Annotated in this window: 17 protein-coding genes and 2 tRNA genes; 9 read left to right on the forward strand and 10 right to left on the reverse strand. The window is 70.9% G+C overall.

The genetic code is table 11. The annotated features are described in order from the left end of the window. Positions 1-21 precede the first annotated feature (21 nt). Positions 22-97 (reverse strand) — tRNA-Glu (locus ACFY9V_RS04665). A 113-nt stretch (positions 98-210) separates the two neighbouring features. Between ACFY9V_RS04665 and ACFY9V_RS04670 the strand changes: the two genes are divergently transcribed. From ACFY9V_RS04670 to ACFY9V_RS04695, 6 genes are all read left to right on the forward strand, one after another. After that, a complete protein-coding gene (locus tag ACFY9V_RS04670) occupies positions 211-561 on the forward strand; it encodes a metallopeptidase family protein (protein WP_355336196.1) in 351 nt (116 codons plus the stop codon). A 209-nt stretch (positions 562-770) separates the two neighbouring features. After that, complete coding sequence (locus ACFY9V_RS04675; protein ID WP_391159408.1) at positions 771-1,325, forward strand: hypothetical protein; 555 nt, start codon at positions 771-773, stop codon at positions 1,323-1,325. 230 nt (positions 1,326-1,555) lie between these two features. Further along, positions 1,556-3,850 carry a DEAD/DEAH box helicase gene (locus tag ACFY9V_RS04680; protein WP_391159410.1) on the forward strand — a complete coding sequence of 765 codons (2,295 nt, stop codon included), beginning with the start codon at positions 1,556-1,558 and terminating at the stop codon, positions 3,848-3,850. 213 nt (positions 3,851-4,063) lie between these two features. Further along, positions 4,064-7,138, forward strand: a complete 3,075-nt coding sequence (locus ACFY9V_RS04685) for an FG-GAP-like repeat-containing protein (protein ID WP_391159413.1) — start codon at positions 4,064-4,066, stop codon at positions 7,136-7,138. Positions 7,139-7,181: 43 nt separating this feature from the next. Then, the gene (locus ACFY9V_RS04690) at positions 7,182-8,765 is read left to right on the forward strand and encodes an amino acid permease (protein WP_391159416.1); all 1,584 of its coding nucleotides are present in this window, start codon (positions 7,182-7,184) and stop codon (positions 8,763-8,765) included. Positions 8,766-8,867: 102 nt separating this feature from the next. Further along, positions 8,868-8,940 (forward strand) — tRNA-Lys (locus tag ACFY9V_RS04695). Positions 8,941-9,131: 191 nt separating this feature from the next. Here ACFY9V_RS04695 and ACFY9V_RS04700 read toward each other — a convergent pair. From ACFY9V_RS04700 to ACFY9V_RS04715, 4 genes are all read right to left on the reverse strand, one after another. Next, a complete protein-coding gene (locus tag ACFY9V_RS04700) occupies positions 9,132-9,470 on the reverse strand; it encodes a hypothetical protein (protein ID WP_391159419.1) in 339 nt (112 codons plus the stop codon). A 163-nt stretch (positions 9,471-9,633) separates the two neighbouring features. Continuing rightward, complete coding sequence (locus ACFY9V_RS04705) at positions 9,634-10,287, reverse strand: methyltransferase domain-containing protein (RefSeq protein ID WP_391159421.1); 654 nt, start codon at positions 10,285-10,287, stop codon at positions 9,634-9,636. Between the two features lie 81 nt (positions 10,288-10,368). After that, the gene (locus ACFY9V_RS04710; RefSeq protein WP_391159423.1) at positions 10,369-10,875 is read right to left on the reverse strand and encodes a hypothetical protein; all 507 of its coding nucleotides are present in this window, start codon (positions 10,873-10,875) and stop codon (positions 10,369-10,371) included. Between the two features lie 206 nt (positions 10,876-11,081). Next, a complete protein-coding gene (locus tag ACFY9V_RS04715; RefSeq protein ID WP_391159425.1) occupies positions 11,082-12,017 on the reverse strand; it encodes a DUF6907 domain-containing protein in 936 nt (311 codons plus the stop codon). 226 nt (positions 12,018-12,243) lie between these two features. Between ACFY9V_RS04715 and ACFY9V_RS04720 the strand changes: the two genes are divergently transcribed. Continuing rightward, positions 12,244-13,554: a hypothetical protein gene (locus ACFY9V_RS04720; RefSeq protein ID WP_391159427.1), complete on the forward strand. Its 1,311-nt coding sequence runs from the start codon at positions 12,244-12,246 to the stop codon at positions 13,552-13,554. Here ACFY9V_RS04720 and ACFY9V_RS04725 read toward each other — a convergent pair whose 3' ends face one another. The 5 genes from ACFY9V_RS04725 to ACFY9V_RS04745 all read right to left on the reverse strand — a co-directional run bounded on the left by ACFY9V_RS04725 (position 13,555) and on the right by ACFY9V_RS04745 (position 16,477). Further along, a complete protein-coding gene (locus ACFY9V_RS04725) occupies positions 13,555-14,088 on the reverse strand; it encodes an NUDIX domain-containing protein (protein ID WP_391159428.1) in 534 nt (177 codons plus the stop codon). It abuts the gene before it with no gap. A gap of 177 nt (positions 14,089-14,265) precedes the next feature. Then, the gene (locus ACFY9V_RS04730) at positions 14,266-14,541 is read right to left on the reverse strand and encodes a hypothetical protein (protein WP_391159430.1); all 276 of its coding nucleotides are present in this window, start codon (positions 14,539-14,541) and stop codon (positions 14,266-14,268) included. A 215-nt stretch (positions 14,542-14,756) separates the two neighbouring features. Beyond that, positions 14,757-15,263, reverse strand: coding sequence for an NUDIX domain-containing protein (locus ACFY9V_RS04735; protein WP_391159433.1), 507 nt, complete (start codon positions 15,261-15,263; stop codon positions 14,757-14,759). 53 nt (positions 15,264-15,316) lie between these two features. Continuing rightward, on the reverse strand, positions 15,317-16,081 hold the full coding sequence (locus tag ACFY9V_RS04740; protein ID WP_391159435.1) for a methyltransferase domain-containing protein: 765 nt from the start codon (positions 16,079-16,081) through the stop codon (positions 15,317-15,319). 12 nt (positions 16,082-16,093) lie between these two features. Continuing rightward, positions 16,094-16,477 (reverse strand): helix-turn-helix domain-containing protein, encoded by a 384-nt coding sequence (locus ACFY9V_RS04745; RefSeq protein ID WP_355336221.1) that lies wholly within the window; start codon positions 16,475-16,477, stop codon positions 16,094-16,096. A 193-nt stretch (positions 16,478-16,670) separates the two neighbouring features. Here ACFY9V_RS04745 and ACFY9V_RS04750 point away from each other — a divergent pair, with 193 nt between their 5' ends. Next, entirely contained in the window at positions 16,671-17,033 is a 363-nt protein-coding gene (locus tag ACFY9V_RS04750; protein ID WP_391159589.1) for a DoxX family protein, read from the forward strand. 241 nt (positions 17,034-17,274) lie between these two features. After that, positions 17,275-18,495: an ATP-grasp domain-containing protein gene (locus ACFY9V_RS04755; RefSeq protein ID WP_391159436.1), complete on the forward strand. Its 1,221-nt coding sequence runs from the start codon at positions 17,275-17,277 to the stop codon at positions 18,493-18,495. Positions 18,496-18,571: the final 76 nt, after the last annotated feature.

Consider the following 18,571-nt stretch of genomic DNA (forward strand, 5'->3'; position numbering starts at 1 on the left):
GCCTGCGGCAAAGATCAACTGTGGTGCCCCCAACGGGATTCGAACCCGTGCTACCGCCTTGAAAGGGCGGCGTCCTGGGCCACTAGACGATGAGGGCTGGATGGCCGACCGTGGGCGCCGAGGCGCACGTCGGGGACGGGTGCAGCATATGGGATGGGCCGGGGGTTCGCCAAAACGCTTTTCGCGGCGGGGTGGCGGACAATGGGCAGCGTGCTGGAGATGACGCGTGAGGAGTTCGAAGAGCTGGTCGGGGAGGCGCTCGACCGGATTCCCGGCGAGCTGACCCGGCTGATGGACAACGTGGCGGTCTTCGTGGAGGACGAGCCCGCGCCGGGGGAGCCGGACCTGCTCGGGCTGTACGAGGGGACGCCGCTGACCGAGCGCGGCGAGTGGTACGCCGGGGTGCTGCCGGACCGGATCACCGTCTACCGGGGCCCGACGCTGCGGATGTGCGCCACGCGCGAGGAGGTCGTCGCCGAGACGGAGGTGACCGTCGTGCACGAGATCGCCCACCACTTCGGCATCGACGACGAGCGGCTGCACGCCCTGGGGTACGGGTGACGGTTTCGGGGGCCCTTTCGCGCTGACGGCCGCGGGCGGCGGCCCGGCTGCGCGCCACGGGTGACGCCAGGGACGCGGGGCGTGTCCTGGCGGGAGGCGCGGCGTTGGACACGGCGATCCGACCGCCGACCGGTGCGTACGGACGTGCGGCGGTACGACGACCGTACGACCGTACGCGTCCGCCTGTACCGAGCCCGAGGTGCGTACACGTGCTCCCTGCCCCAGACCGCCCCCGCGACCCCCGCCGCGACCGGGCCCGAGCCGTCCGTACGGGGCTGCGGTCCGCCGTCCTCGTCACGCTGGTGGCCGCCGGGGTCGCGGCGTGCGTGAGCGCGGGGAGCGAGTCCGACCCCAAGGCGCCGAAGCACGCGCCCGGCGTGAGCGCGGGGACCGTCGCGGACGGTGCGCGGGTCCCGCAGGGCGCGGGCGACCCGCACCGCGGCGGCGGCCCGATGTCCCCGTCCCCCTCCGTCACCGGTACGGCCTCGCCTGGCGACACGCGGGCCCCCGCGACGGCCCGGGCGGGCGGCGCGGGCGGCGGCCCGGCAGGACCCGGCGGCGTACCGACCGCGTCCGACGGCACCTCGGCGCCGCAGCCGACCGCCCAGCCCTCGCCGACGGCCTCCCAGCCGACCGGCCAGCCGACGACGGACGCGCCGACCGCGCCGCCGACCACCGACCCGCCGACCGCCAGCCCCAGCTCCGACCCCAGCGGGTCGCCCGACCCGAGCGCCGAACGGCGCGGGGACCGCCGCGACCGCTGACCGCATCGTGGCGGTATCGCCGCTGGTCAGCGCCCGGTCCGGAAGGCGATTGGCAAAGGCGCCGACAGATGCGTATGCTGGTAGATCGTTTGATCCCACTGCCTGGCGCCTGATCCGATGTGCGCCGCGTGGCGCGTTCCTTTTCTCCTGTGGCTGACCGCATCGAGGCGGTTGTAAGCAACCTACGGAGCTGGCGCGTGCCGTAAGTCTCCGAGAGGTTTAGCTTCAGCATGTCCATTGACAGTGCCGACCGTTCCGTCATGCCCGAGAACGACGAGATCCTCGCCGTAGCGGACGTGGTGGACATCACCACCGCCGACACCGCAGAGAACACCGACACCACCGGCGCCGACGACGCGACCGACGTCCTCGACGCGGACACCGAGGCCGACGTCCTCGACGCGGACACCGAGGCCGACGCCGAGGACGACACCGACGCCGACGCCGAGCCCACCGTGACCTTCGCCGACCTCGGCCTCGCCGACGGCATCGTCCGCAAGCTCGCGCAGAACGGCGTCACCACCCCCTTCCCGATCCAGGCCGCGACCATCCCGGACGCGCTGGCGGGCCGGGACATCCTGGGCCGCGGCCGTACCGGCTCCGGCAAGACGCTCTCCTTCGGCCTGCCGCTGCTGACCCTGCTGTCCGGCGGCCACACCGAGCGCAAGCGCCCCCGCGGCGTCATCCTCACCCCGACCCGCGAGCTGGCCATGCAGGTGGCCGACGCGCTCCAGCCGTACGGCGACGTCCTCGGCCTGAAGATGAAGGTCGTCTGCGGCGGCACGTCCATGCAGAACCAGATCTACGCGCTGGACCGCGGCGTCGACGTCCTCGTCGCCACCCCCGGCCGGCTGCGCGACCTGATCAACCGCGGCTCCGCCGTGCTCGACCAGGTGCAGATCGCGGTCCTCGACGAGGCCGACCAGATGGCCGACATGGGCTTCCTGCCCGAGGTCACCGAGATCCTCGACCTCATCCCGGCGGGCGGCCAGCGCCTGCTGTTCTCCGCGACGCTGGAGAACGAGATCGACAGCCTCGTCCGGCGCTACCTGGTCGACCCGGTCACCCACGAGGTGGACGCCGCCCAGGGCGCCGTCACCACCATGAGCCACCACGTGCTCGTCGTGAAGCCGAAGGACAAGGCGCCGGTCACCGCCGCCATCGCCGCCCGCAAGGGCCGCACGATCATCTTCGTCCGCACCCAGATGGGCGCCGACCGCGTCGCCGAGCAGCTCATCGAGGCCGGTGTCCGCGCCGACGCGCTGCACGGCGGCATGACCCAGGGCGCCCGTACCCGCACCCTTGAGGACTTCAAGGCCGGTCAGGTCAACGTCCTGGTCGCCACCGACGTCGCCGCCCGCGGCATCCACGTCGACGGCATCGGCCTGGTGCTCAACGTCGACCCGGCCGCCGACCACAAGGACTACCTGCACCGCTCGGGCCGTACCGCCCGCGCGGGCGAGTCCGGCACGGTCGTCTCGCTCGCCCTGCCGCACCAGCGCAAGCAGATCTTCCGGCTGATGGAGGACGCGGGCGTCGACGCCTCGCGCCACATCATCGGCGGCGCGGGCGTCTTCGACGAGGACGTCGCCAAGATCACCGGCGCGCGCTCGCTGACCGACGTCCAGGCCGACGCCGTACAGAACGCCGCTCTCCAGGCGGAGCGCGAAGTCGCCGACGTCACGCGTCAGTTGGAGCGGCTCCAGCGCCGCGCGACCGAACTGCGCGAGGAGGCCGACCGCCTCACCGCCCGTTCGGCCCGCGAGCGCGGCGAGGACCCGGAGGAGGCGGTGGCCGCCAAGGCCGCCGAACTCGCCGCCGAGGCCGCCGCGTTGGCCGCCGCCGCCCCGGCCCCCGTGCCGGAGCAGCGCGAGGACCGCCGCGACGACCGCGGCAACTTCGACCGCCGCAACGACCGTTCGTCCTACGGCAACCGCGACTCCCGTCCCTCGTACGGCAACCGTGACGACCGTCGCGACAGCCGCCCGTCGTACGGCAACCGTGACGACCGCCCCTCGTACGGCAACCGTGACGACCGCCGTGACAGCCGTCCCTCGTACGGCAACCGCGACGGCAACCGCGACTCCCGTCCGTCGTACGGCAACCGTGACGGCAACCGCGACGACCGCCGTGACAGCCGTCCGTCCTACGGCAACCGTGACGACCGCCGCGGCGACGACCGCCGTGACTCCCGCCCCTCGTACGGCGAGCGCAGCGGCCGTCCGTCCACCCCGTACACCAGCCGCGACAGCCGCGACTCGCGTCCCTCGTACGGCAACCGTGACGACCGCCGTCCCGCGTACAACAGCCGCGACGACCGCGACCGCCCCTTCAACCGCGACCGCCGCGACAGCAGCCGTCCGTCCACGTCGTCCTCGTACGACCGCCGCGACAGCCGCCCCTCCTACGGCGACCGCGACTCGCGTCCCTCGTACGGCAACCGTGACGACCGCCGCGCCCCCGGCGCCGCCCCGGCCGCCGGCTCCTCCTACGACCGCAAGCCCCGCTGGAAGCGCAACGGCTGACCGCTGACCGCTGAGCCGCAGAACGGGCCCGCCCGGTGTGATCACTTCACACCGGGCGGGCCTGTTTGCGCAGGTGGGGCGGGTGTTAGAGTGCGGTCACTTGCATGGGGGGGTACACCCGGGGGGCTGGGGGGCTTCACCGCAGTGCGCTGACGCGGCCGGACAGGCCGGGGTCCCGCCATGCCGTGTTCTTGATGACCTCAGGAGGAACGGGTGGCACAACGCCCCCGCGCGCACGGTGCTCTCGCCGCGCTCGCCACTTTCGCTCTGGCCGTGTCGTTCGGGGCGGGGACCGGGACGGTGACCACCGCGGCGGCGGCCGACGTACCCGCGGGCGGCGCTCCGACGTCGTTCCAGGCGGCGGTGCCGTGGTCCCCCGACGCCCGGACCGTCTTCGCGGGCGCGTCGGGCGTGCTGCGCAAGTCCCAGGACGGTGAGCACGAGTTCTGGACGCGCTACGCGGACGGCTCGTCCACCGAGGTGCCGCCGGTGGCCAACGACTGGGTCACCGCGAGCCGCGTGTCCATGGGCAGCGACATCCTGACCACACTGAACACGGCGAACGGCGGCAAGCGCCTGCTGCTGCGGGACATGGCCGACGGCGGCACATCGGAGATCGCCATCCCGGCCGGGCAGAATTTCCGGGCGATGGCGGGCAGCGCCGCACTCACCGATTCGGGCGACCGTACGGCGGGGACCTGGCGACTGCACATCCTGCGAGCGGGCGAGCGAGCGGGGGACGCCACGACCGACACCACGGTGGCCCTGCCGGACGATGTCAACGTCTTCAGCGTGGACGGCGGCGACGACCGGGGCGCGGTGCTCACCTACCGCATGCCGTCGGGCGCGCTCCACATCGGCTACGTCGATCTGGCCGCCGCCGCCTTCCACGCCCTCGGCGACGCTCAGACCGGCACCGCCCACCCCATGCCCCTGCTCACGCCCAACAGGCTTGCCTGGTACTACGGTTCCACCATCCGGTCCGTCGGCCGGGACGACCTCGGCGGCCCGCGGACGACCGCCACGCTTCCCGCCCAGGCGCAGTCGACGCGGCGGTCCGTGAGCCTGGTCGGCGACTCCGCCCTGGTCTCCGACGCCCCGACCGCGACCGCGACGCCGACCGACACCCTCACGCCGTGGGGCGTTCCGGTCGTGGCCGTACCGCTTGCAGGCGGCGCGCCGGTGACCGTACTGCCGCGCTCCACCGGCCGCCTGCTCGCCACCGGCGACGGGCGGGCGCTCGTCGAGGGCGGCGCGGACGCCGCCGACTGGGCGGTACGGGTGCTCGCGGCCGACGGTGGGCCGATCGGCACGGGCGTTCCCGTCCTGCCCATGAGCCCCGCCGCGGTACGGGTCGACGGCATGACGATGGACCGCGGTGTGGTGCGGTACGCCACGGCCGCCGCCCGCTACGACGGCTCGCTCGGCCGGAATCTCTACAGCCAGGAACTCGGCCTCGCCGATGGCCTGCCCACCGGCCCGGCGGTCCCGAAGGGCGCCGTCGCCGCAACCGCCGTCCCCTGCGAGCCCGGCTCGTCCTGCGTCCGGCTCTTCGGCGGCAGTCAGCAACTCAGCTATCTCTCCACCGGTCCCGTCACGGACGGCGGCTACGACACGATCGGCCCGCGTACGACCCCCGGCAAGGGCGGCCGACTGGTCGACGCCTGGGGCCCTTACGTCGCGTACGCCAGCGGCACTCCCGCGCGGCTCTACGTCTTCGACAACAACAGCTCGAACCACACACCGGTCGACCAGCCGCTTTCCGCCGCCACTGTGCGCGGCGACATCCTGTGGCGGCCCACTGCCGCCAAGGGCGTGCTGACCGCCGATGTGATCCGCGAGTTCGGACACGGCCCGAAGCGGACCGTCGTGACCAACGCCCCTTGCGTTCCGACGGAGTTGCAGAGCGCCGGACGCTGGCTGTACTGGTCCTGCGGCCCGACCGGCCCGGCGGGTGCGTACGACCTGACCGCCAACAAGAACGTCGCGCTCCCGAGCGGCACCGCGCTGCTGGGCGACGGCTACCTGGTGCGCCACATCGGCGACCACCTGGTGCTGAACGACTTCCACGGCGGTACGGCCGCCGGCCCCGACCGGACGATCGCCGACCTTCCGGCGGCCTCGCTCACCGACGACCGCGGCTGGCACTGGACGGTCGACCGGTTCGGCGGCGGCGTGGCCTGGGCGGACGACGCGGGCACCTTCCACGTCCTCGGGACCGGGGTGCCCGGCTCGCCGCTGGAGAACGTCGGGGCGGGGGGAGCGTGGTACCCGAGCAGGCCGGTCGGCTCGTGGAAGGTCGACTACATACGGAAGGTGACCGGCGCGCGGGTCGCCACCCGCAGCTTCGGGGCGGTACGGGAGTACTACCTGGCGGCGAACTGGGACGAGCGGACCGACGCCGGCGTCCCCGTGCCCGACGGGCTGTACCGCAGCGAGGTGACCGCGAGGCCCGCCGACGGTCAGGGCCCCGACCTGGCCTTCGACGGGGGAACGCAGTTCGCCCAGCACGGCGCGCCCGTGCCGCACGACTACACCAAGGACGGCTTCCCCGACCTCTTCCTGACGGGCGTCGAAGCGAACCTCGACACCGTCTTCCGGGGCACGGAGAAGGGCGACTTCACGCCGTACCCGCTGCGCATCGCGGGCTGGGGCAAGGGCTCGCTGCTCGTCCCGACCGGTGACGCCGACGGAGACGGAATCAACGACCTGCTGATCCGTACCACCTCCGGTGAACTGCGCCGCCTCCCGGGCCGGTCGGACGGGACCCTTCCCGACATCTCGGGTCCGTCCGTCCTGATCGGTCCCGGCTGGAACATCTACAACGCGATCGTCTCGCCGGGCGACCTGAACCGGGACGGCTTCCCCGACGCGGTGGCCCGGGACGCCGAGGGCGTGCTGTGGCGGTACGACGGCACGTCACGCGGGACCTTCGCCCCGCGGGTCAGGATCGGTCCCGGCTGGAACATCTTCAACAAGATCGTCGGAGCCAACGACCTCAACGGCGACGGCGTGGCGGACCTTCTCGCCCGTGACACCGCGGGCGTGCTGTGGCGCTACGACGGCTCCGGCCGCGGCACCTTCGCGCCGCGCGTGCGGATCGGCGCCGGCTGGCAGATCTACAAGGACATCGTCGGCATCGGCGACCTCTCCCAGGACGGCCGCAACGATGTCCTCGCCGCCGACGCCTCCGGCGTTCTGTACCGCTACGACGGCAGCGGCAAGGGGACGTTCGCGCCGCGGAAGAGCCTCGGGGGGCCGTGGAGCACGGTGAAGGCCCTGTACTAGACGACGCGTGCATGTCATGCCCTGGGTGCGGGAAGCCTGGGGCATGACACCTGAGGACGTCCCTCTCTCCGCCTCTTCCGTACCCCCGGATTCCGCTCCCGTCTCCTCCTCCGTCCCCTCTCCCGTCCCCTCTCCCGTCTCCTCGTCCGTCTCCTCGTCCGTGTCGGACGAGGAGCGGCTCGCGCAGCTCGGCTACACGCAGAATCTGGCGCGCCGGATGTCGGCGTTCTCGAACTACGCGGTCTCGTTCACGATCATCTCGGTGCTGTCCGGCTGTCTGACGCTGTACCTGTTCGGGATGAACACCGGCGGTCCGGCCCTGATCACCTGGGGCTGGGTCGGGGTCGGCCTGATGACGCTGGTCGTCGGGCTGGCGATGGCCGAGATCTGTTCGGCGTACCCGACGTCCGCGGGCCTGTACTTCTGGGCGCACCGGCTGGCTCCGGAGCGCAGCGCCGCCGCGTGGGCGTGGTTCACCGGCTGGTTCAACGTCCTCGGCCAGGTCGCCGTCACCGCGGGCATCGACTTCGGCGCGGCGTCGTTCCTGGGCGCGTATCTGAACCTCCAGTTCGACTTCCGCGTCAGCCCCGGCCGGACGATCCTGCTCTACGCCGCGATCCTGCTCCTGCACGGCCTGCTCAACACCTTCGGCGTACGGATCGTCGCCGTCCTGAACAACGTCAGCGTCTGGTGGCACGTGCTCGGCGTCGGCCTGATCGTCGGCGCGCTCGCCTTCGTTCCCGACCACCACCGCTCGGCGAGCTTCGTGTTCACGCACTACGTGAACAACACCGGCTTCGGCAGCGGCATTTACGTGGTGCTGATCGGCCTGCTGATGGCGCAGTACACCTTCACCGGGTACGACGCCTCCGCGCACATGACCGAGGAGACGCACGACGCCGCCACCGCCGGTCCGCGCGGCATCGTCCGTTCCATCTGGACGTCCTGGATCGCGGGCTTCGTTCTGCTGCTCGGCTTCACCTTCGCGATCCAGTCGTACGACGCCGAGTTGGGCTCACCGACCGGCGCGCCGCCCGCGCAGATCCTGCTCGACGCGCTCGGCGCGACCAGCGGCAAACTCCTGCTGCTCGTCGTCATCGGCGCCCAGCTCTTCTGCGGCATGGCGTCCGTGACCGCCAACAGCCGTATGATCTACGCCTTTTCACGCGACGGGGCGCTGCCCTACTCGCGCGTCTGGCGCACTGTCAGCCCGCGCACCCGTACCCCCGTCGCCGCCGTCTGGCTCGCCGCGGCCGGCGCGCTCTGCCTCGGCCTGCCGTACCTCATCAACGCCACCGCCTACGCCGCCGTCACCTCGATCGCCGTGATCGGCCTCTACATCGCCTACGTCATCCCCACCCTGCTCCGCCTCCGCAAAGGCCCCGCCTTCGAGCCCGGCCCCTGGCACCTCGGCCGCTGGTCCCGCCCCATCGGCGTCGTCGCCGTCGCCTGGGTCGCCCTCATCACCGTCCTCTTCATGCTCCCCCAGCTCTCTCCCATCACCTGGAAGACCTTCAACTACGCCCCCATCGCCGTCCTCGTCGTCCTCGGCTTCGCCACCACCTGGTGGCTCGTCTCCGCCCGCCACTGGTTCCTCCGCCGCCCCACGGACACCCCCCAGCCCTAGGGCCTGTCCGGCGCCAGCCGCCGCCTGGACCGCCCATGATCCGCCGGACAGGCCCTAACCGGTTCGGCCTCCCCCGCAGGTCCCAGCTATGCTGCGGGGAGCGGGCCCTTAGCTCAATTGGCAGAGCAGTGGACTTTTAATCCATTGGTTGTGGGTTCAAGTCCCACAGGGCCTACGGGGTCAGGTCTCGTGACGAGGCGCTGACCTGCGGTTATGGTGCCCCGGTCGCCTGATGGCGGCCGGGGTACCGGCGTGCGGGGGCCGTGCGTGAGCGGGAGCGCGACTGTGAGGTTGTGGTGGCCGCAGTCACGCGAGGCTCTGCCGCGGTGAGGACAGGTGACGGCTGTACCGCACCGCGACGGGTACCTACAGTTCCTGTGGCCGCCGACGGCGCGGCCAGGCGTCTACAGCCTGCTCAGGTCGGTGTCGCTGCAGCCATTTGCGCGCGGCCTCTTCGTTGAATCCGTGGGACCGGAGGACATCGAGGGCGGCTGCTCGCACGGCCCGCGCGTCGTCTGCCCGGTTAAGGCGGGCCTTCATGCGTGGCACCACGTCGTCGAGTTCGTACTCGTAGCGGCCGTTGACCTTCTGAGCGAACAGCGGCAATAGCTTGTAGTAGCGACGTTCGCTGATACCGACCTGCGTCCAGGGGTACCGTTCCGGAGCCTCCCCTTTCCTTCGCAAACCTCCTCCATGCTCGATCAACGGGGCGTTGAACTTGCTCGGTCCGGATGCGCGCGACGAATGCCCCGTCTGCGCTGTCCCTGGAGCCGACGATGGGATCGGGGACGTCCACAAAGGGCAATCCGGCCGCGTACAGCGAAAGGCTCCGGCCGTTCGGCGGGGGCGACGTGGGCTGGGCCCGGCGTCACGCCTGGGCGCGGACCAGGAGCGTACCGATGTGGTCGGGTTCGGGGGCGTCGAGGATGCGGGCTTGGGCATCGGTGAAACCGGCCCGGGCCAGCAGGCGTTCCCATACGGGCGGGCGGTAGCTGTAGCGGTAGGTGAACATGGCCTTCCCCGCGAAGCCACCCTTGTACATGCCCTGTGGGCCGTAGGCGCCCGGGATCGCGGGTGGCTGGGAGAAGACGAAGGTCCCGCCGGGATTGAGCCGGCGGCGGACGAGCGGGAAGAGCTTCGACGGGTCGGCGAACCAGGCCGCGCCGAAGATCGAGTACACCGCGTCGTAGGTCTCCGCGGTGGAGCCGAGGTAATCCAGCACTTCGGCGCAGTGGAACTGCGCTCCCGACGGGGCCCAGCGCTCAGAGATCTTCTCGACCATCACCGGAGACAGGTCCACGCCCGTGGCCTTCACGCCGCTCTGCGCCAGGTGCGCGAGCGCGCGTCCGGTGCCGCAGCCGATCTCCAGGACGCTGCCCGGGTCACCCAGGAGCTCAGGGCCGGGTCCGTGACCGGCGTACTGCGTCCAGCGGAAGACCGGCTCGGCTTCGTCCTTGAAGGCAGTGCGGGCGTAGGTGTCCCACAGTTCGGTCTCGGCGACGATGTCGTGTTGCGCAGGCATATCTGTCCTCTGCTTGCGGAAGAAGGCGGCGCCCCGCCCCATGATGCCCGTAGGCACCGGACGGGCGAGGCACCGTTCGGTTCAGTGGCTGTCGGGGACCTTGTTGTCGCACGGCGAGCAGTCCGTGCCGTCGATCGCCCACAGCTCGGTGTCGATCTCGAAGCCGATCGAGGTGAGGAAGTCCGCAGTGCGCAGGCACAGGCCGTCGCTGCGGCGCTCGATGAACGGAGCGTGGTGCTTGTACCGACCGCCGTTGTAGAGATCGCAGAGGGCGAACCAGACAGGCGTGTCGAGGATGAGTTGGTGGACGCCGATGTCGACGAGTTTGCCGACCCCGAGGTGCACCTCGGGGTGCTCGATGCAGGCGAGGGTGTACATGACGGCGTTGCCGAGGATCCGTTCGGCCATGTCGCGGACCATGGTGTGGTCACGCAGCAGGAGGGCGATCTCGCGGTCCCAGAGCGTCATGCCGCTGTCGCGGATATTGACGGTCAGGTGCGCGATGTGCGGCTGGACGGCGTTGAGGAGTTCCTTCGGGTCCCGAGTGCGTGACTCGACACCACTGTCGATCTGCGTGGCTGTGGTCATGATGCTGTCCTCCTGATCTGGGGAATCGATAAGGCTTCTGGTTCGCCCGTGACTGCTGGGGACCCCCTCGGCACCCTGAAGGCGTGACGTCGTGCAGTCCGGGGTCCGGTAACCGATGACGTCCACTGGCGCCGGGGGCTCTCCATGGGCGCTCGCACAGCCGCGCCAACAGGGAGGGGGAAGGGCCGGGGCGCCGAGTGTGCGGGTTATGTGCGGCCCGCCGGGCCTGAGGCTGGCGAGCGATGCTGGGCTGACGGTTGGTGGGCGGCCCAGTCCTCGCGGGCGGCGATGAGCGCGGGGCGTACCTTCTCGTCGAGGAAGTTGGCGTGGGCGCGGAGCTTCGCGGCGGCCTCGGCGACTCCCGGTGGGTCCAGGCCGAGGATCCAGCGCCCCACGCAGACCTGGAGGTTGACGACTGGCACTCGGAGGTGCGGGTCCTCGTCGTACGGGTCGCAGTCGATGCTTCCCTCCAGGACGGCGTCCTCCTCGGCTCCGTCCCAGTGGTCCGGCGCGACGATCGGCATCATCAGGCCCTCGAAGAAATTCCGGTGGTTGATGTGTGCGAGGCGGGACGGGAGTTGGTCGGAAGGCACCCCAACCTCCGACGGGTCGTCCTCGGCCCACGCGGGCAGGTAACCGGAGGTCGCAGAGCCGTCGGTGGTGGTGATCCTCCACAGCCCCGGCGTGCTCCACGGTTGCGGCTGATCCCGTGACGCCGCCGCGAGGCTGTGGTGGTCATCCGGCCCGACCTCGAACCAGACGACCTTGCCCGCCGGATCAGGACTGCTGCCCCACACAGCGGACAGAGTCTCCACCAGGAGCAGGCCCCGCCCGTCCTCGGCGTCCACCGAGCCGTGGCGTGGTCGCGGACGGACCGGGTCCGAATCGGTGACCTCGACCCGGATCCGTACCCCGGTCCATCGCACGGCCACCGCACACGGGGCTCGGCTGTAGCGGATGGCGTTCGTGATCAGTTCCGTCGACAGCAGTTCCAGGTCTTCGAACGCCTCCTCCGCGAACGGCACGCCCCAACTCCGCACCAGCGCAGCGATCTTGCGCCGAGCGTCGGGCACCGCCTCGGACTCGGCTTCGACCCGGAATCCGAATGTAGGAGGGCAGGTATCCGAGATCGTGTCGGACATCGCTGGGGACCTTTCGAGACGCTGGATGCCGTGCCATGCCGCTGACTTCGGTGCGGCACGGGGCTTGTCGTTTCCTCCGGCGGCCGGCTCCCGGAGGGAATCTCAGACTGCTCCAGGGAGCCGTTCTGGGATAAGGCCAGCGTGGACACCCACGGTGGGTAAACTCGCAGTAAGTGATCTCGTGTGACGGTGGGCGATCACACTCCCGTACGAGGGGGCGCCGGACATGACTGAACCCATGGCAGTGGTCGGTCTGCCCGCTCGCCTGCTGGTGGACCCCGAGATGCTCGCGGCCTGCGCGGCGCGTGACTTCAGGACGGTCTTCGGCTTGGCGAAAGCGAGGGGCGGATTTCACGTCTCACGCATCGCTCGCCAGTGTGAGCTGACACCGAGCAGGGTCGGCGAGGTCATTTCTGGTCGCCGGACCATCACGAACATGAGCGTGATCGAGCGCATCGCTGACGGGCTACGGGTTCCCGGTCACATGCTCGGCCTCGCGTCGCGGGACTGGGAGGGACGAGCCCCGGCCGCAAATCCGTCTGCGAGCAAGTCTGTTCAGGAAGTCTCCGGGCCCAATGCCATCCCAGGCCACTCAGAGGATCTGGACGGCATTCTCGCCATCGCGGCGGCCACTAAGGCAACGCCGAGCACGCTTCGGTCCTTGCAGACCTCAATCGAGGACTACTGGCGGCGGGACGACGAGCACGGTGGCGAGGCCCTACGGCCAGCGGTGATGGGGCAACTCAGGTATGTCATGGGCTTGCTGGCCGACGGCACGGATCCGAACTACCGGCGTAGCCTGCACGGCATCGCCGCGGAACTCGCCCGGCTGGCCGGTTGGACTCTTTTCGACGCACGGCAGTACAGCACGGCGAGGGCGTACTTCACCCAGTCTCTCCGTCTGGCCCGAGAGATCGATGACCGGGCCTTCGTCGCCAATGTCCTCGCCTGTCTGAGCCTCCAAGCCACTTATCAGGATCGGGCCGAGGAAGCCGTCACCCTGGCACAGACCGCCCAGGACGTTGCCCGCCACGACGGCGGCACTCCGAGACTGATGGCGATGCTCTACGTCCGCGAGGCGTTCGGACATGCCAGCGCACGCGACCGGCCGGCGACCCACGCGGCCATCGCCGAGGCGCAGTTGCAGTTCGGGCAGGTCGGATCCGCGGACGACGACCCGCCTTGGGTGAGTTACTTCGACCGGACCAAGCTCACCGTGGATATCGGAATCGCGCTCGGGCAGCTCGGGGACGTGGATGCCGCCGAGCCGTTGATCGCGGAGGCGCTGCGCGATGAGCCGGAGACCAATCTGCGCGGCCGGGCCTTCCATTCCTTCTGGCTGGCGAGGACCCGGTTACAACGCGGCCTGGTGGAGGAGGCCTGCCAAGCGGCCAGTGACGCCCTGAACCTGTCCGCGACCATCGACTCGCCCCGTGTGACCTCACACTTGCGGGACTTCCGTCGCCTGCTCACACCATTCCGCACGTTCCGGCCGGTCGCGGAACTGGACGCCCGGCTGCCGGGGGCAGCGGGCTGACTAGAGTCCGGCCTCGTCCAGCAGCAGGTAAAGGACTCCCACGAGTGTTCCGCTGCTGACGATTTCGCGGCGGTCGATCATGCCGCGCAACGTGGACAACGGGACCCACTCAAGCCGGTCGGACTCGTTGAGTTCGGTCGGCGGACCGGCGTACTCCACCGCGTCGGCGCGGAAGACGAAGTGCTCCGAGTCGGTGATCCCGTTCGCCGGCTGGGCGTAGATCAGGGGCGTCATCTCGCCGGTGCGCCAACCGGTCTCCTCCATCACCTCGCGGGCGGCGGCCTCGGCCGGGGTCTCGCCGGGTTCCACCAGACCCATGGGCAGTTCCCAGGCCCAGGAGTCCGTGATGAAGCGGTGGCGCCACATCATCAGCACCTGCTTCTCGCTGTTCACCACGGCTGCCACTGCCAGGTGCCGCAGCTTGAGCACATGGTGCTCCCACCGCCGCCCGTCCGGCTGCTCGACATCGACCAACCACACGTTCACCCAAGGGTTCTCGTAGATCGGACGTTCCCCGTGGATCTTCCACTGCATCGCTGCGGCCCCTCTCGATCGCCCTCAGCATCCCAGATCCGGGACTGTCGGGCCGCTGTTCAGGGCGACTTCACGTCACGCTGACGAGTACCGGGCAAAGCGACGGCCGGGCAAGGGGGCTGGCCTTGTGGCGCGCGGGTGCGGTGGAACTTCGCGGACGGGCTTCGAGTGGAAGGGCTAGGCGTTGGCGTCGGTCTCGGGCTCCTCGTCCGAGGCGCCGTACATCGCTTCGACCAGCCGCTGTCTGGCTTGGTCCAGCCTGAGGTTGTAGTCCGGCATGAAGAGCTCTACGAGAGCCTTTTCGAGCGTGCCCGAGATGGCGTGCAGCGGAGACCAGACCGCTCGGTCGTTCACGATGGTGTCGAGAGCGCCGGAGCTCTCCACCTCGTAGAGCCAGTGGGACAGCACGAACGCCTGGTCACGCGACAGCTTGATGGTCACCTCTTCGTCCACCTGGGCACCGTAGCGCGCGGGATCAACGGCGTCGCCCGAGTAACAAGCGTGGAGCCCAGCCCGACAGGTCGCACCGGTCCGTGCGGCCGGCGTGGAATCTGCCGCTCGGGGCTCGGGGCTCGGGGCTCGGGCTCGGGGCCGGGCCCGCTTCGGTACGGGGCGGGGGCGGGGGCGTTGGCGGGAATTGGGGGGAAACCGTCGTCGTACGGGAGGTGTCACATGCCAGGCGTTCCGCCGCCCACGGCGCGGTAGCGGATGAACGCCTCGCGTCCGTCGGGCACGAACTCCGGTCCCTCGGCGAGGGATTCGAGTTCGGAAGCGGTCAGCCAGGTGTGCCAGGGGACTTCGTACGGGTCGGGCCGGATCGCCGTGGTGACGACGGTCTCGTGGATGCCGAGCCAGTAGGGGCTGATGGCCCCGGCGCAGCGGAACTTGAGGACGAAGCGGGGCGCGGCCCGCACGCCCAGCTCCTCCAACAGCTCGCGGGCCGCGGCCTGTTCGTACGACTCGCCGACGTCGGCGGCGCCGCCGAGGAGCCAGTTGTACTGGCCGGGGAACCGCGAGGAGTCCCGCGGGCGGCGGTGCACGAGGAAGCGCCCGGCCGGGTCGCGGCACACGATGGTGGCCACGCGGTGCAGCCAGCCCTCACGGATCGCCTCCGCCCGGTCGACGACCGCCAGGAAGCGGTCCTGCTCGTCGACCCGGTCGACCAGTTCACTCATGCGACGTCACGCCTACGCGGTCACGCATGCGACGTCCCCCACCCGGTCCGCGCTCACCGGAGCGTGAAGACGGCCACGTCGTAGCGCTCGTCGACCGGGGCCGGCTCGTCGTACGGCTCGCGGTCCGCCGCCGCGGCCAGTCGGTCGAGGCCGGACGCGAACTGAGTCGGCGTCAACAGGGCGAATTTCGACTGGGGTTGGGTCGTCATGCGGGCGTGGTAGTCGCGCAGGCTGCGGGTCACGGGCTGGACGAAGGAGCGGATCTCGCGCAAGTCGAAGCCGGCGGCGGTGAATTCGGCCGTGACGTCGTCCTCGGCCGGAAAGCGGAGGGCGTCGGTGGCGCGCAGGGGCGGCCAGTAGTCGTAGACGACGGCGTCCAGGCGCTCCTTGAACGTGGTGCGGACGACGACCGAGCCGCCGGGGCGCAGGACGCGGGCGAGTTCGCGGGCGGCGGCGGTGCGGTCGGGGAAGTGGTGGATCACCCGGGAGAGCAGGGCGAGGTCGAAGGCGTCGTCGCCGGCGGGCAGCGCTTCGGCGGTGCCGTGCGCGTACCGCACCGACGGGTGCGGGTGGTGCCGCCGGGCCTCGGACAGCATGACCTCGGAGGCGTCCACGCCCAGGACGCTCGCGCCGTCGATCCACCGGGCCATCGCCGCCGCGAACATCCCGGTCCCCGAGCCGACTTCGAGCACGTCGGGCGCCGGGCGGTCGACGTAGGAGCCGATCAGGCCGACCCACGCGCGCAGGGCGTCGTCGGGCATCTCGTTGCCCGACTCGTAGGAGAGGGCGAGCCGTTCGTCGTCGTAAGCACGCTTCATGCGGAACCGTCCTCAGGGTTGGCGGGCAGCGGCGTCGTACGTGGCCTGGCTCTGTTCGATCGCCGGATTGTTGTCGACCGCCCACTCGGCCAGGGCCACGGCGGGGGCGATGAGCGTGCGGCCCCGCGGGGTCAGCTCGTACTCGACGCGGGGCGGGACCTCGGCGTAGACGGTGCGGGAGACCAGCCCGTCGCGTTCGAGGTGGCGCAGGGTGCGGGTGAGCATGCGCTGGGAGATGCCGGGGACGCGCTGCTGGAGCTCGGTGAAACGCAGGCGCTCGCCGTCGAGGGTGGCGACGACCAGCAGCGTCCACTTGTCGCCGACACGGTCGAGGATGCCCCGGATCGCACGGCCGCCGTCGCCGCGGATGAGGCAGGAGTGGCGGTACTTCGACATCGGCGCCCCCCGTCGCGTGGTCACACAGCACAAGCCCACAGCACAAGCCCGGAGCACACAGCTCGTCGTACAACAGCCGGCACCGCGGCCGGTCCGTGTGCGTAAGGCACACCCATGTGCCTTTTGTAAGCGCCTCCATAGTCACCGATCATGTGCTTACTTACAAGTCGTAACCATGACGGAGGACGCACCCATGGAGACCGCCTACTGGATCCTGGCCGGGCTGCTCGCGGTCTTCTACCTCTACGCGGGCGGCAAGAAGACCGCGCAGAGCAAGGAGCGGCTCGCGCCCATGATGGGCTGGGTCGACACCGTCCCGATGCCCGCGGTCCGCGCCGTCGGCGCCGTCGAGATCCTGGGCGCCGCAGGGCTGCTGCTCCCGCCGCTCACCGGCGTCGCCCCCGTCCTCGCGCTGGTCGCCGCGCTCGGCTTCCTCGTCCTCCAGGTGCTGGCCACCGCCCTCCACCTCTCCCGCGGCGAGGCCAGGGTCACCGGCCTCAACATCGCCCTCATCGCCCTCGCGGCCGTCACCGCCTGGCTCGCCACGGCCTGGTGAGCGACGGCGCGCCGCCGTCCCGGCCGGTGATGTTGGCGAGTTGAAGCGGGTGGGAAATGTGGGCGTCACAGTCCGGGGTTAAGGTGCGCTCACACATGATCGGGGAAAGGCGCGCGGCCTCGGGGTTCCAGGGCCGTCGGCGGCTCGCGCCCGCATGGTCGGACGGCGGGCTCTGGGGGGTTCGCACGGAGGGCGAAGGAGTATCGCGATAGCACTTCGGATATGGCTCAGCAGCGCGGGGGTGGCCACGACCCAGGTGATGGGGATGCTGCGCGACAACCCGGACGCGGTGGACGTACGGATCTACGGGACCAATGTGCTGCGGGACGCGCCGGCGCTCGCGGCGTGCGATGTGGGGGAGTCGGAGCCGCGGTACGTCGGCGACGACGAATACGCCGCCTTCGCGGTCGAATTCTGCCGGCGGCACGCGATCGACGTGCTCATCCCGCCCAGACGGCTGGCGGCGCTCGCCGGGCGGGCGGAGGAATTCGCGGCGGTCGGCACGCGGCTGATGTGTTCACCGCCCGAGGCGGTCGACGTGCTGACGAGCAAGGGCCGTACGTACGAGGCCGCGCGGGCGGCCGGGGTGCCGGTGCCGCCGTGGCGCGTGGTGTCGGACGCCGAGGGGTTCCGGGCTGCGGTCGGGGAGTTGGGGGAGACCGGGGAACGGATTTGCGTCAAACCCGCCGGTGAGTTCTCGGCGTTCGGCTTCCGCATCCTGGAGGACCGGCCGCTGCGGCTCAAGGACCTGCTGGCCGCGCCTGTACCGCTGGCGTCGGTGGCCTCGGTGGCGGGCGCGCTGAAGCGGGCGGCGGACGAGGGCGAGGCCGTACCGGAATTCCTGGTGATGCCGTATCTGGACGGGCCCGAGGTCAGCGTGGACTGCCTGTCGGCTCCGGGCGGCGCCATGCTCACCGGCATCGCCCGCTCCAAGCAGGGGCGTTACCGGCTGCTGCTGGACGATCCCGCGCTGGTCGCCATCGCGCGGCGGCTGGTCGGGCACTTCCGGCTCGCGTATCTGTCCAACGTCCAACTCCGTTACCGCATGGGGCGACCGGTGCTCCTGGAGGCCAACCCCCGTGCCTCCGCGGGCATTTTCCAGACCGCCTTCACCGGGGTGAACCTGCCGTGGTCGGCGGTACGGCTGCTGCTGCGCGGTGACGCGGGCGCGCTTCCGGCGCCACGGCTCGGCGGGCGGATCGCGATCACGGAGAGCGCGACGGAGATGGCGGCGGCCATCCAACTCCCCGAGCCAGCACCGCTTCTGGAGCCAGCACCGCTTCTGGAGCCCGCGGCGCTTCTGGAACCGGCGGCGCTTCTGGAACCCGCGGCGCCGCTCCCCGAGCCCGTACGCGTCCTCACCGGCATCGACGGCGCCCGCAGCGCCGCCCTGCGCACCGCCGCACGGGACGCCGTCCCGCCGGCACCGCTCCTCGGAGAGACGGCCACAGCGGCGAGCTGAGCCCCCTCCAGGGGCGCGCGCGAGGCCCCGCGTAAAAGGTCCCGCCCCAAGGCCCCGTGAAAGGGGCCCGCCCAAG

Origin of the sequence: Streptomyces sp. NPDC008317, from assembly GCF_042955955.1 — a bacterium.
Lineage (GTDB): Bacteria > Actinomycetota > Actinomycetes > Streptomycetales > Streptomycetaceae > Actinacidiphila.

Bases quoted from the DNA above. Each gene is read 5' to 3' on its own strand.
- ACFY9V_RS04680 (WP_391159410.1), top strand. From the start codon at position 1,556: ATGTCCATTGACAGTGCCGACCGTTCCGTCATGCCCGAGAACGACGAG.
- ACFY9V_RS04690 (WP_391159416.1), top strand. From the start codon at position 7,182: ATGACACCTGAGGACGTCCCTCTCTCCGCCTCTTCCGTACCCCCGGAT.
- ACFY9V_RS04705 (WP_391159421.1), bottom strand. From the start codon at position 10,287: ATGCCTGCGCAACACGACATCGTCGCCGAGACCGAACTGTGGGACACC.
- ACFY9V_RS04710 (WP_391159423.1), bottom strand. From the start codon at position 10,875: ATGACCACAGCCACGCAGATCGACAGTGGTGTCGAGTCACGCACTCGG.
- ACFY9V_RS04715 (WP_391159425.1), bottom strand. From the start codon at position 12,017: ATGTCCGACACGATCTCGGATACCTGCCCTCCTACATTCGGATTCCGG.
- ACFY9V_RS04720 (WP_391159427.1), top strand. From the start codon at position 12,244: ATGACTGAACCCATGGCAGTGGTCGGTCTGCCCGCTCGCCTGCTGGTG.
- ACFY9V_RS04725 (WP_391159428.1), bottom strand. From the start codon at position 14,088: ATGCAGTGGAAGATCCACGGGGAACGTCCGATCTACGAGAACCCTTGG.
- ACFY9V_RS04735 (WP_391159433.1), bottom strand. From the start codon at position 15,263: ATGAGTGAACTGGTCGACCGGGTCGACGAGCAGGACCGCTTCCTGGCG.
- ACFY9V_RS04740 (WP_391159435.1), bottom strand. From the start codon at position 16,081: ATGAAGCGTGCTTACGACGACGAACGGCTCGCCCTCTCCTACGAGTCG.
- ACFY9V_RS04745 (WP_355336221.1), bottom strand. From the start codon at position 16,477: ATGTCGAAGTACCGCCACTCCTGCCTCATCCGCGGCGACGGCGGCCGT.
- ACFY9V_RS04750 (WP_391159589.1), top strand. From the start codon at position 16,671: ATGGAGACCGCCTACTGGATCCTGGCCGGGCTGCTCGCGGTCTTCTAC.